The organism is Streptomyces sp. Je 1-4 4N24 (assembly GCF_026239515.1).
Classification (GTDB): domain Bacteria; phylum Actinomycetota; class Actinomycetes; order Streptomycetales; family Streptomycetaceae; genus Streptomyces; species Streptomyces nigrescens.
Map to the genome: position 1 here is coordinate 4,844,644 of NZ_CP110836.1, position 12,537 is coordinate 4,857,180.

At 72.4% G+C, this 12,537-nt stretch carries 13 protein-coding genes; 10 read left to right on the forward strand and 3 right to left on the reverse strand.

Going from position 1 to position 12,537, the window contains the following annotated elements; genetic code table 11:
* Positions 1–93 precede the first annotated feature (93 nt).
* Entirely contained in the window at positions 94–471 is a 378-nt protein-coding gene (locus SLV14N_RS21050; protein WP_208682670.1) for a hypothetical protein, read from the forward strand.
* A gap of 174 nt (positions 472–645) precedes the next feature.
* Here the strand turns inward: SLV14N_RS21050 and SLV14N_RS21055 are convergent, their stop codons facing one another.
* Together SLV14N_RS21055 and SLV14N_RS21060 are read right to left on the reverse strand one after the other, a co-directional pair.
* The gene (locus tag SLV14N_RS21055; protein WP_208682672.1) at positions 646–1,056 is read right to left on the reverse strand and encodes a hypothetical protein; all 411 of its coding nucleotides are present in this window, start codon (positions 1,054–1,056) and stop codon (positions 646–648) included.
* 251 nt (positions 1,057–1,307) lie between these two features.
* Complete coding sequence (locus tag SLV14N_RS21060) at positions 1,308–1,595, reverse strand: hypothetical protein (protein WP_018092323.1); 288 nt, start codon at positions 1,593–1,595, stop codon at positions 1,308–1,310.
* A 202-nt stretch (positions 1,596–1,797) separates the two neighbouring features.
* Between SLV14N_RS21060 and SLV14N_RS21065 the strand changes: the two genes are divergently transcribed.
* The 3 genes from SLV14N_RS21065 to SLV14N_RS21075 all read left to right on the forward strand — a co-directional run bounded on the left by SLV14N_RS21065 (position 1,798) and on the right by SLV14N_RS21075 (position 5,422).
* Positions 1,798–2,928, forward strand: coding sequence for a site-2 protease family protein (locus SLV14N_RS21065; protein ID WP_208682674.1), 1,131 nt, complete (start codon positions 1,798–1,800; stop codon positions 2,926–2,928).
* A 123-nt stretch (positions 2,929–3,051) separates the two neighbouring features.
* A complete protein-coding gene (locus tag SLV14N_RS21070; protein ID WP_208682676.1) occupies positions 3,052–3,792 on the forward strand; it encodes a PP2C family serine/threonine-protein phosphatase in 741 nt (246 codons plus the stop codon).
* A 124-nt stretch (positions 3,793–3,916) separates the two neighbouring features.
* Positions 3,917–5,422: an alpha/beta hydrolase gene (locus SLV14N_RS21075; protein ID WP_263270595.1), complete on the forward strand. Its 1,506-nt coding sequence runs from the start codon at positions 3,917–3,919 to the stop codon at positions 5,420–5,422.
* Positions 5,423–5,476: 54 nt separating this feature from the next.
* Here SLV14N_RS21075 and SLV14N_RS21080 read toward each other — a convergent pair whose 3' ends face one another.
* Positions 5,477–7,012 carry a serine/threonine-protein kinase gene (locus tag SLV14N_RS21080; protein ID WP_263270597.1) on the reverse strand — a complete coding sequence of 512 codons (1,536 nt, stop codon included), beginning with the start codon at positions 7,010–7,012 and terminating at the stop codon, positions 5,477–5,479.
* A 309-nt stretch (positions 7,013–7,321) separates the two neighbouring features.
* On the opposite strand from SLV14N_RS21080, the gene SLV14N_RS21085 reads away from it, so the two are divergent.
* From SLV14N_RS21085 to SLV14N_RS21110, 6 genes are all read left to right on the forward strand, one after another.
* The gene (locus SLV14N_RS21085) at positions 7,322–7,864 is read left to right on the forward strand and encodes a hypothetical protein (protein ID WP_208682681.1); all 543 of its coding nucleotides are present in this window, start codon (positions 7,322–7,324) and stop codon (positions 7,862–7,864) included.
* Positions 7,865–8,081: 217 nt separating this feature from the next.
* Complete coding sequence (locus tag SLV14N_RS21090; protein WP_263270599.1) at positions 8,082–8,918, forward strand: DUF4097 domain-containing protein; 837 nt, start codon at positions 8,082–8,084, stop codon at positions 8,916–8,918.
* Positions 8,919–9,024: 106 nt separating this feature from the next.
* A complete protein-coding gene (locus tag SLV14N_RS21095) occupies positions 9,025–10,005 on the forward strand; it encodes an ATP-binding cassette domain-containing protein (RefSeq protein ID WP_263270601.1) in 981 nt (326 codons plus the stop codon).
* Positions 10,005–10,796 (forward strand): ABC transporter permease, encoded by a 792-nt coding sequence (locus tag SLV14N_RS21100; RefSeq protein WP_263270602.1) that lies wholly within the window; start codon positions 10,005–10,007, stop codon positions 10,794–10,796. Before SLV14N_RS21095 ends, SLV14N_RS21100 begins: the two co-directional genes overlap by 1 nt.
* A 227-nt stretch (positions 10,797–11,023) precedes the next feature.
* Positions 11,024–12,286, forward strand: coding sequence for a cytochrome P450 (locus SLV14N_RS21105; RefSeq protein ID WP_221174703.1), 1,263 nt, complete (start codon positions 11,024–11,026; stop codon positions 12,284–12,286).
* Between the two features lie 4 nt (positions 12,287–12,290).
* Positions 12,291–12,521, forward strand: a complete 231-nt coding sequence (locus tag SLV14N_RS21110) for a ferredoxin (protein ID WP_263270603.1) — start codon at positions 12,291–12,293, stop codon at positions 12,519–12,521.
* Positions 12,522–12,537 lie beyond the last annotated feature (16 nt).

The following is a 12,537-nucleotide window of genomic DNA, read 5'->3' on the forward strand; positions in this document are numbered from 1 at the left end:
TGCGCGGGACGGGCCGTTGCTCAGGCTTGGTGGATGGGGGCACGGCCGGTACCAAGACGCGGGGTACCCAACCGCGAGGTGCAGGAGCACACAGTGAAGAACATGGCACGTGTCAATGTGGTGATTGCAGGAGCTTGCGGTCTGCTCCTGGCCGTCGGCGGGGCGTCGCCCGCACAGGCCTGGGACGGGCCGTTCGACGGGGACGGCGTCTGGAACAGCGACACCTTCGCCAACTTCCATGCCGGATTCAGCTGCCGTCACCGGGCCAGAATCTGCATCAACGGGCCGCTGAACAGCGGAAACGTCCGGAACTCGCAGAACGTCCACCTGTCCGGCAACAACAGCAACAGCGGTAGCCCGACCAACGTCAACGGCAACACCAACGACGACGCCGGCGGCACGACCGGAGCCGAGAACAAGACCAGCAACAACCAGCAGCACATCGGCCGCGGCGGCAAGCAGAAGCTGTGACCCGACGCTGATCTGCCCTCCGGCCCCGGCGCGTCCGGGGCCGGAGGTATGTCCGGCCGAGGCGCCGCACGGCCGTGGGGGAAACGGCGAGCGCCCGGCGGAATCCGCCGGGCGCTCGGGGAACTGCTGTCGAAGAAGGCCGTGGGCCGTAGCCGTGTCAGGGGCCGGTCCCTGTCAGTGGAGGATGCCTTTCACGATGCGCTGCACGCTGTTGCCGCTGCCCTGCGAGGCGCCGGTGACGGCGTTGGCGCTGTTGGTCGACCCGTTGGTGTTGGCGATGTTGCCGCTGTTGTTCGGGTTGCCATGGTTGATGAAGTTGCCGCTGTTCAGGCTGTTGCCGCTGCGTACCGGACCGTTGATGCAGGGGTGCGGCGACCGGAAGACTGGCGAGTTGTAGTTGAAGTCGGCGAGCCGGTTGTTGCAGACCACTCCGGAGACCATGCCGGCCACGGTGCCGACGTCGGCGCCCACGACGGCGGCGAGCAGGGAATCGCTGGGAATCACCTGGGCCTGGGCCACCCCGCTGCCGAGCAGCACCAGTCCGCACGCCCCGACAACAGTGCTTGCCTGCGCAATTCTTCTCACGTCGCTCCTCGCCTCTTCGTCCTTCGGATGCCAGACGTATCGTGCTGCCGTGGTCGGCCCGCACCGGCGTTCAACCCGCGGGGAGCAAAACCCCCGGCGGCCACAATCAGCCGGGTGGCCCAACACTTCGTGGGGCCTTCGCGGGAGGGGCGGCCGTGTGCGGGCAGGCGAAAAGGACCGGCGGCGGGCAGGGGCGACCGGTCCGCGGCCGGCCGGCCACCGGGGGCGGCCGGGCATCCGGCACCCGGCGCTCAGAGCACGAGCCGCTCCGGCATGGGCTGCTCCACACCGTCCAGCTCCAGCGTGCACCGGGGCATGGAGGGGACGAGGTGCGGCTGGCGCAGCAGGACCCGGAAGGGGTGGGCGGGCTCTTCGGGGAGTTCGCCGGTCAGCACATTCATGCCGGCGCTGTGTTCCTTCTGGTACGCGACCACCTTGCCGTCGACCAGGAGCTCGATCTCCCCGGACCGGCCGGGCCCGACGTTCACGGTGATCGAATGGTCACCCTGATCCAGATGGAAGTGGTGGCTGTGCCCCATGGCGCACCTCCGGCGGTTCGTCGGTGACGACCGGCGGCGCCGTCCGGACGGACAGCGTGCCGGTCCGTCCCTCCAGCGTAGGCCTGTCCGGCCCGGGTTCCGCGAGCGACAATTGTGGTGGGTGCCGGGCGGCCGGTTCACGGAGCGCGGGTCGGCGAGACCTGCCCGGGGGGACCGGACGCCGGGCCGGCAGGAGACGACGATGAACGGCTCGGTCCGCGTCGGACAGGTGGTCGGGGTACCGCTGCGTATGCACTGGAGTGTGCCGCTGCTGGTGGGCCTGTTCGCGTACGGACTCGGCCGGCAGGGCCTGCCCGTCTGGACGCCGGGGCGCTCGGACGCCGTATACGCCGTCGCCGGGGTCGCCGGGGCCGCGCTGCTCATGGGCAGCCTGCTGCTGCACGAGACGGCACATGCCGCGACCGCCCTGCGCAAGAAGATCTCGGTGCAGGACGTGACGCTGTGGGCGCTGGGCGGAACGACCCGGATGGGGCGGCCGCAGACCGCGGGGGCGGCCTTCGCGGTGGCGGTCAGCGGGCCGCTCATCAGCCTGGTCATCGGCGGTATCGCGCTGGGGGCCGGGGTCGGGCTGCACGGGCTGTCCGGCTGGGCGGTGCCCTCCGTCGTCCTGGCCTGGCTGGGCTGGGCGAATCTGTTCCTGGGGGTGTTCAATCTGCTGCCCGCCGTGCCGCTGGACGGCGGGCGGGTGGTGCAGGCGCTGCTGTGGTGGCGCACCGGGGACCGGGAGCGGGCGGACCTGGCGGCCGCCCGGGGCGGCCAGATCATGGGGCTGCTGCTGGTGGCCGCCGGCTGGATCTCGGTGCTGCGCGGGGCGCCGGGTGGGCTGTGGATCGTCTTCATCGGCCTCTTCATCATGATCGTCGCCGGCGCGGAGCGGCGCCGCGCGGCCCTGCACCGGGCGCTGCGGGGGCTCCGGGTCGGCGAGGCGATGTCCGCTCCGGTGGCCGGCGGTGCCGACTGGCTGACCGTCCAGCGCTTCATCGACGAGGTGGCCGTGCACTCCGGGCACTCCACACTGCCGTTGCTCGACTTCGAGGGCCGCCCCAGCGGCATCGTGCAGCTGCGCCGGCTCGCGACGGTACCGGCCCCGAGCCGGGAGACGCTGCGGGTACGCGAGGTCGCGACCCCGCTGTCCCAGTGCGCGGTCGCCGCCCCGGACGATCTGCTGACCGAGGCGCTGGACAAGCTCAGTCTGCGGACCGGCGCCCGCATCCTCGTCGTGGACGCGGGGCATCTCGTGGGGATCATCACCGGGAAGGACATCTCCCGTCTGATGCAGCGCAACACCCTGGGCGGAAAGGAGAGCGCCTGACCGGCCTGCCCCGGGTCTCGCGGCGGGCGCGCGCCGCCGCCCGTCGGCGCCCACAATGGTGGTACGGAACGCCCCGGGGGACATGGGGTCTGCCGGAGCGGAGGCCCGGAACGGGACAGGGGTATGGAGTACGTCACCGTGACCGCGCTGAGCCACCCCGGACTGCTCCGCGAGCACAACGAGGACAGCCTGGTGGCCGGCCCCTGGACGCTCTGCGGCACCATGACCGAGAACCCGCAGACCCTGGTGTTCCCGCTCGGCACCCCGCTCGTCGTCGCGGTCGCCGACGGTATCGGCGGGCAGCCGGCCGGCGAGGTGGCCAGTGCCCTGGCCGTACGGCAACTGGCGGCGCTGGGCCCGGCCCTGGACACCGAGGAAGCCGTCCGTGACGCCCTGAACCTCTGCAATGACGCGGTGTACGCGGCCGCCGGCCGGGACCCGGAGCTGACCACCATGGGCACCACGGTCGCCGGAGCCGTCGTCCTGGCGGAGTCGCTGCTGGTGTTCAACGTCGGCGACAGCCGGGTGCTGGACACGACGGCGGACGGTCTGCGCCAGGTGAGCGTGGACGACAGCCCTCCGCCGGCGCCGGGACGGCGCACCACCTCGCTCGTCACCCAGGCGCTCGGCGGCACCCCGGAGTTCAGCGCCATCACCCCGCATGTCACCGAAGCGCCGCTGTCCCCGGGCGACCGCTACCTGGTGTGCACCGACGGTCTGACCGACCCCGTCCCGGAGGACGCCCTCAACGACCTGCTGCAACTCCACAGCGGCGGCCGGGCCGCCTTCGAACTGTGGAAGTCCGCGATCGAGGCGGGCGGCCCCGACAACATCACGCTGGCCCTGATCGGCATCGGCGAGTAGCGCGGACGGGCCGGCCGGTCCGTAGTGGCCCACGGCGCGCGCCGCCGCATACTCGGGCTAACCCCACCCCCGGTGTCAGGTCTGCCGGATGGGCAGTGGGGGGCCGCTCAACCAGCCTTGCCCCATGACGACTTACGCCCACCGCACCCTCCTCCTCACGCTCTCCGTCGCCACCGTCGCCGCCACCCTGACCGCGGCCGCCCCGGCGGTCCGCGCCGACGCTCCCGGCACCACCGGGCCCGCCCTCACCTGGCGGCCCTGCGCCGAGCCCGGCGGCCCGGCAGGCCAGGAGTGCGCCCGGCTGCCCGTACCGCTCGACTACCGCGACCCGGACGGCCCGCAGCTGAGCCTCGCGGTGACCCGGATGCGCAGCGAGCGGCCCGCGGCGCGGCGGGGGACGCTGCTGGTGATCCCCGGCGGTCCGGGCGGGTCCGGGGTGCACCGGCTGGCGACGAAGGGGCCGGCGCTGCGGAAGGCGATGGCGGGGGCGTACGACCTGGTCAGCTTTGACCCGCGGGGAGTGGGCGGGAGCACCCGGGCGGGCTGTGAACTCGACGCGGCCGACCGGCACTTGGTGACCCTGCGGTCCTGGCCGGGGCCGGACGGCGAGATCGGCGGGAATGCCGCCCGCTCCCGGCGGATCGCCGAGGCGTGCCGCCGCCATGGCGGTGCCGTGCTGCGCAGCTTCACCACCGTGAACGAGGCGCGCGACATCGACCGCCTCCGCCGGGCCCTGGGCGAGGAGAAGCTGTCGGCCTGGGCGTACTCGTACGGGACGTACGTCGGAGCGGTGTATGCGCAGAAGTACCCGCGGCACACCGACCGTTGGGTGCTGGACAGCAGCAGCGACCCCGACCCGACCCGGGTGGGGCGCGGATGGCTGGCGAACATTTCGGCGGGCGCGGACGCCCGCTTCCCCGACTTCGCGGCCTGGGCCGCCGACCCGGCACGGGAGAGCCAGGGGCTGCGGCTGGCGCGGCGGCCCGAGGACGTGCGGCCGCTGTTCCTCGCACTGGCCGCGAAGCTGGACCGCGAGCCGAAGGAGTCCACCACGCCGGGCGTCCCGCTGACCGGCAACCGGCTGCGGCAGGCGCTGCAGAACGCCCTGCAGAGCGACGGTCTGTTCGCCGAGACCGCCCGGCTGATCCAGCAGGCCCAGAATCCGGCCGCCGAGCCGGTGCTGCCGGACACCCTCGCGGGGCCGCTGCCGGACCAGGACGCGGCGGCCATAACGGCCACCGTCTGCAACGATGTGCGCTGGCCGGCGTCGGTGCCCGCCCACCGGCGCGCGGTGGCCGCCGACCGCGCCCGGCACCCGCTCACGGCCGGGATGCCGGCCAACATCACGCCCTGCGGCTTCTGGCAGGCACCGGCGGAGCCGCCCACCCGGATCACCGCCGACGGTCCGTCCAACATCCTGATGGTCCAGAACCGCCGGGACCCCTACGCCCCGTACTTCGGCGCGCTGAAGATGCGCCGGGCGCTGGGCGAGCGGGCCCGGCTGCTCACACTCGAACACGGGGGCCACGGCGCCTACTTGGCCAACGGCACCGCCTGCGGCGACCGCACCGTCACCGCCTTCCTGACGACGGGGCGGCGGCAGCAGACGGACACCCGCTGCGGCGGCTGAGGGGAGGCCGGCGGCTGCGGTGCGCGGAGGACAGGCGGCTGCGGTGCGCGGAGGCTAAGCGCCGAGCCGGATTCCCTTGACGGCGGTGTCGAAGACCGGCCGGTACTGGTTCCACTGGGCGTCCGGTGCGGAGAGGTAGACCACGTACTGCGTGCCGTCGGTGCCGCTGAACGCCAGCTCCACCGCGCGGTACTTCCGTGCCGAGCCGTCGAAGGTGAACTCCCAGTAGCCCGCGGGCCGCCCCCGGAACGTCGTGGGGTCCATCCTGACCCGCTCATAGCCCGGGTTGTCCCGGCGCGTCTGGTCCTCTTCGGTCTCCCGCCAGTGCCGGAGCGGATCGGACTCCCCGGCGAACGGGACGATGTTGATTCGCAGGCCCGCCAGCCCGGAGACATAGGCGACCTCGGCGCCCGGCGGGTCCTGGCGCTTCCAGCCGTCCCGTATGGGGAGGGAGAAGCCCGGACCCTCCTCCTTGAGGTGGTATCCGGCGGGAACCGGTGGCGGCGGCGGGGAAGGGCTGGTGCTCGGGGGACGGCTGGGGGCGTGCGCCCCGGCCGGGCGGGCGCCGGACGCATCGGCACCGCCCCAGGGCCACAGCAGCACACCACCGGTCACGGAAGCGGCGACCGCCATGGCGGCGGCACTCCACAGCGCCGTGCGGCGGCCGCGCCTGCCCTTCCGGGCGGGAACCGCGGGGGCTTCGGTGCGGTGCGGCCGGGCTTCGGCGCGGTGCGGCCGGGTGGGCTGATCGCCGAGAGGGGTCACCGTGCCGGCCGTGTGGTCGCCCAGGAGGCGCTCGGCCTCATGGGCGTCCATGCGCTCCCCGGGTTCCTTCACGAGCAGACCCGCGATCACCGGGCCCAGGTCACCGGCGTTGCGCGGGGGCGGGCACTCCTCGGTGGCGATGGCGTACGCCGTCTCGATCGCGGTGTCCCGGCCGAACGGGGGGCGCCCTTCGACCGCCTGGTACAGCGTCGCCCCGAGGGACCACAGGTCGCTGGCCGGGCCGGGCTCGGCGATGCCGCTCCGGAGGCGTTCCGGCGCGAGGTACTGGATCGACCCGACCAGTTCGCCGGTCCGGGTCAGCGAGGGCGTCCCGGCCTGCACGGCGATGCCGAAGTCGGTGAGGACGATCCGCCCGTCGTTCCCGAGCAGCACATTGGCGGGCTTGACGTCCCGGTGCAGCACCCCGGCGTCGTGGGCGGCGCGCAGTGCGGCGGCCATCCCGCGGCCGATCCGGGCCGCTTCGTCGGGCGGCAGCGCGCCCTTGCGCTTCAGCAGGTCGCCCAGGGTGACCGAGGGGATGTACTCCATGACGATGCACGGCAGGCCCTCGTCGTCGACGACGTCATGCACCACGATCACATGGGGGTGGGTGATCCGGGCGGCGCTGCGGGCCTCGCGGCGGGTGCGCTCGTAGAGCGTCTCGATCTCGTCGTCGCTCAGGTGCGGCGGTACGAGCAGTTTCTTCACGGCCACCGGCCGCCCGAGCAGCTCGTCCTCGGCCCGCCACACCGTGCCCATGCCGCCGCGGCCGACCTGCTCCACCAGCCGGTACCGGTCGGCCACGAGCCGTCCCAGATCGGACACCGTGAGTTCTCCTCCGCCGCACGGGTTGCACAGTCTGCGGGAGCACCATAGCCCGCGCATTCGAGCGGACCGGAGGGCGGCATTCCGCAGTGGCCGGTGCCGTGGGCGGGGCCGCAGGGCGGGGCCGCTGTGCGCGGCGGCAACTGCCGCGGCGGCCGCGCCCGTTCGTGCCCGGGCGCCCCCGAACCGCGCGCGTGAGGTGGCGTGGCGCGCCTATGGCGCCTCGGATGATGCCGCGGTGGCGCCATTAGTGTCATTCATGCGCCATGGTGACTTGCGGTGGCGCCATGATGGTGCCACTATGGCGTTATGGACCTCACGCCCTACGTCGACAATCTCCGGCACGAGCTCGCGGTCGCCGCGGACGCGGGCGGAGACGAAGCCCGTGCCCTGGCCGAGCGGCTCACCACCCCCCTGGAGTCGGCCGTCCGGCTCACGCTGCTGAACGCACTCTCCTCCGCCATGACCGAGATCACCCGCGACCTGGCGCCGGGATCGGTCGATCTGCGGCTGCGCGGGCTCGACCCCGAGTTCGTGGTGACCGCACCGCCGGTCCAGGAGCCGTACGGGCAGGCGGAGTTGCCCGAGGCGGCGGCCGGTGAGCCGCGGGCCTCCGCGCCCCCGGCTCCTTCGGACGCCGACGAGGGCGGCACCGCGCGGATCAACTTCCGTCTTCCCGCCCATCTCAAGGCCCGGGTCGAGGACGCCGCAGGGCAGGAAGGCCTCTCGGTCAACGCCTGGCTGGTGCGGGCCGTTGCCACCGCCCTGGAGCCGGGCGCCCCCAGCCGCCCCACCGCCGGCCGCAGTTCCCGCCACTGGGGCCAGCAGGGCTACACGGGCTGGGTCCGCTAGGGCGGGCCACGCCCGGGGATCGGGAACCGGCCGCCACCCGGGGGCCGCGAAAACCACCCCGCCCCTGCGCCGACGCACCGCACCGACGCACAGCGCCCACGCACCGCACCACTTCTCGCACGCTCACTCACTCACTCGCTTACTCACTCACTCGCTTACTCACTCATTCACCCGCCCTCCCGGCGGAACTCACACCAGTCATGAGGACGGCACAGCCATGCCTGCTTTCGACACTCCCGAACCGCTCTCCGTCACTATTGAGCTCGACCTCGGCTCCGTCCGGATCGCCGCGAGCAAGCGCATCGACACCGTCGTCGAGGTGCTGCCGCGCGACGCCACCGCGGAGGCCGATGTGCGGGCCGCGCAGCAGACCAAGGTCACCTGCTCCGGCGGCAAGCTGCTCGTCAAGGGCCCCAGGAAGCGCTCGCTCTTCGGCAAGTCCGGCTCCCTCGATGTGACCATCGAGCTGCCGGCCGGATCGGACATCCTGGGCACCTCGCCCATGGCGGACTTCACCGTGGAAGGCCGGCTCGGCGAGTGCCGGCTCAAGACCTCGTTCGGCGACCTCCAGGTCGACGAGGCGGAGGCCGTCAACCTGCGGACCGACTACGGCGACATCCGGCTGGACCGGGTGTCGGGCGATGCCGAGCTCGTCGGCGCGGGCCAGATCGAGGTCGGTGAGATCGGGGGCGAGGCTCTGGTCAAGAACGGCAATGGCTCGACCACGATCGGCGAGGTCACCGGCGCGCTGCGGGCGCGCGCGTCCAACGGCCTCATCTCCGTCGGTGTCGCGCACGCCGGAGTCGACGCCAAGTCCGCCAACGGTGCCATCCGGATCGGCGAAGTTTCCCGCGGCCAGGTCGTGCTCCAGGCCGCCGCCGGTGACCTGGAGGTCGGCATCCGTGAGTCCACCGCCGCCTGGCTGGAGGTGACCACCGGTGCCGGCAGCGTGCGCAATGACCTCGGTGCCGCCGAAGGCCCCGGCGACAGTGCCGACACCGTCGAAGTACGCGCCCACACCAGCGCCGGCGACATCCTGATCCGCCGCTCCTGACCAGACCTCGGACGTTGCTGACCAGGCCTCGACCGCCCCTGACCAGACCTCGGCCGCTTCTGGGCGGCCACTACCACCGCATCCAAGAAACGGGACTGTCATGATCATGACTTCCACGACCGCCGTCGCGTCGGCGATCACTACCACCGGGTTATCCAAGTCCTACGGCGACAAGGTGGTGCTCGACGGCATCGACCTGTGCATCCCCGAAGGCACGGTCTTCGCTCTGCTCGGGCCCAACGGCGCGGGCAAGACCACCACCGTGCAGATCCTCTCCACCCTCATCCCCGCCACCGCCGGCCAGGCGCGGGTCGCCGGCCACGACCTGGTCCGCGACGCCGATGCCGTACGCGCCGCGATCGGCGTCACCGGCCAGTTCTCGGCGGTCGACAACCTGCTCACCGCCCGCGAGAACCTGCTCCTCATGGCGGACCTGCACCATCTCGACCGCCGCGAAGGGCGCCGGCGAGCCACCGAGCTGCTGCGCCGCTTCGAACTCACCGAGGCCGCCACCAAGCCCGTCGTCACCTTCTCGGGCGGGATGCGCCGCAAGCTCGACCTCGCGATGACCCTGGTCGGGGACCCGCGCATCATCTTCCTCGACGAGCCGACCACCGGACTCGATCCCCGTAGCCGGCGCACCATGTGGGAGATCATCCGCAGCCTGGTCGCCGACGACGGCGTCACCATCTTCCTGACCACGCAGTATCTGGAGGAGGCCGACCAACTCGCCGACCGCATCGCCGTCCTGGACCGGGGAAAGCTGGTCGCCGAAGGCACCGCGGACGAGCTGAAGCGACGGATCCCCGGCGGTCATATCCGCCTCCGGTTCCAGGACGCGTCCGCACTCGACTCGGCCACCGCCCTCTTCGGCGCCACCACACACGACAGCGAAGCGCTCACTCTGCACATCCCCGGTGACGGCAGCGTCCCCGCCCTGCGCGCCGTCCTCGACGCCCTGGACCATGCGTCGATCCGCGCCGAGGAACTGACGGTGCACACCCCCGATCTCGACGATGTCTTCCTCACCCTCACCGGCCGCGACCGGACCGCCAGCGAGGCCAACTCCCTGAAGGAGAACGCCTGATGACCACCCTGTCCTACGCGGCCCGCGATGCCCGGACGATGCTGCGGCGCAATCTGAAGCATGCGCTGCGCTACCCCTCCCTGACGGTGTCGGTCATCGCGATGCCCGTCCTGATGCTGCTTCTCTTCACCTATGTCTTCGGCGGCGCCCTGGGGACCGGCATCGGCGGGGCGGCCGGCGGCAGCACCGAGTACATCGACTATGTCGCGCCCGGCATCATCCTCATGGCCGCGACCTCGGGCGCCCTGGTCACCGCTGTCGGCGTCTGCGTCGACATGACCGAAGGCATCGTCAACCGGTTCCGCACGATGGCGATCTCCCGTGCGTCCTTCCTGACCGGGCATGTCGTCGGCAGCGTCCTGCAGACGCTGGTCAGCATCGCCTTCGTCATCGGCGTCGCGCTCCTCATGGGCTTCCGTACCCATGCCACGCCCCTCGGATGGCTCGCCGCCGCCGGTCTGCTCACCCTGCTCACCCTGGCGCTGACCTGGATGTCGGCCGCCATCGGCCTGGTGGCCAAGAGTCCCGAGACGGCCAGCAACATACCCTTGCCGTTCCAGTTCCTCCCGTTCCTCGGCAGCGCCATCGTCCCCCCGGAGTCCATGCCCACCGGGCTGCGCTGGTTCGCCGAGTACCAGCCCTTCACCCCCGTCATCGAGACGCTGCGGGGCCTGCTGATGGGCACCGGGGTCGGCGCCGAGTGGATAGCCGCCGTGGCCTGGTGCGTCGGCCTCACCCTGGTCGGCTATCTGTGGGCGCGCACGGCCTTCCGCCGCAGCGCCACCCGCTGAACGGCCGCTCCCCGGCCCCTGTACAGGCAGCTCCACCAGTCCCTGCACAAGCCACTTCACCGGCCGCTGCACAAGCCACTTCGCCGCGCGCACGCACCGCACCGCGCCACTTCGCCGCGCACCCGCACCACTTCACCGCGCGCTCCACCTTGCACTCGGCCTTGCACTCCACCTTGCACTTCGCCCGGCGCTTCGCCGTGCCGCCAACCTGCACCGGAGGACACCCCATGCAGCACGAACCGTCCGCACCCGCACCCGCACCCACGACCGAGCAGACCGCTCAGGAAACAGCGGCGCACCCCGAGCCGGTGACCCTGCCGGTGACCCGGCCCGCGGGCTGTCCCTTCGACCCGCCCGCCGAGCTGGCGGAGCTGCGCGAACAGCAGCCGCTGCGCCCGATGCACTACCCCGACGGGCACGTGGGCTGGCTGGCCACCGGCCACTCCGTGGTCCGGGCGATAGCCGCCGACCCCCGCTTCAGCTCCCGGTACGAGCTGCTGCGCTACCCCCTCCCGGGCGGGCCTTCCGGCACCCTGCCGCCGGCACCGCTCGGCGACCTCACCGGGATCGACGCACCGGAGCACACCCGCTACCGGCGGCTGCTCGCCGGAAAGTTCACCGTCCGCCGGATGCGCCAACTCACCGCCCGCGTCGAGCAGATCACCGCCGAGCACCTCGACGCCATGGAGCGCCAGGGACCGGTGGTCGATCTGGTGCAGGTGTTCGCGCACCCCGTCCCGGCCCTGATGATCTGCGAACTGCTCGGGGTGTCGCCGTCCGACCGTGCGGGCTTCCAGGAGCACACCACGATGCTGAGCAGCCCGGACGCCGCTCCGGAGGAGCAGATGGCTGCCATGACCGCGCTCGCGGAATGCGTCCGCGAACTGGTGGTGGCCAAGCGCGCCCACCCCACCGACGACCTGCTCAGCGATCTGACCACCAGTGAACTGACCGATGACGAACTCGCCGGCGTCGGCAGCTTCCTGCTGGCCGCCGGTCTCGACACCACCGCGAACATGCTCGCGCTCGGCACCTTCGCCCTGCTGAGCCACCCCGAGCAGGCCGCCGCCCTGCGCGGCGACCCCGGCCTCGCCGACCAGGCGGTCGAGGAGCTGCTGCGCTATCTGAGCATCGCCCACACCGGGCTGCGGGCGGCCCTGGAGGACGTCGAGCTGGACGGGCAACTGATCAGGGCCGGCGATACCGTCGCCGTCTCGGTGCAGGCCGCCAACCGCGACCCGCTGAAGTTCCCCGACCCCGACACCCTCGATCTGCGGCGGAAGGCGACCGGCCATCTGTCCTTCGGCCACGGCGTCCACCAGTGCCTGGGCCAGCAGCTGGCGCGGGTCGAGATGCGGGTGGCCTTCCCGGCGCTGTTCCGCCGCTTCCCGACGCTGCGACTGGCCGTCCCGCCGGAGGACGTACCGCTGCGCGACGCCATGAACATCCACGGGGTGCACCGGCTCCCCGTCACCTGGGACAAGGAGTAGCCCGATGCAGCTGAGCATCGACCGCGACCGCTGTATCGGCGCCGGGATGTGTGCCCTGACCGCCCCCGAGGTGTTCGACCAGGACGCCGAGGACGGCCTGGTGCTGCTCCGCACCGCCGTGCCCCCGCCCGGGCTGCGCGCCACCGCCCGGCTGGCCGCCGGACTCTGCCCGGCCGCCGCCCTCACCGTCATCGAGCCGGGCGGAGCGGGCAGTTCGCCTCCGGAAGGCCGGTAGCCCGGCACCGCCCATC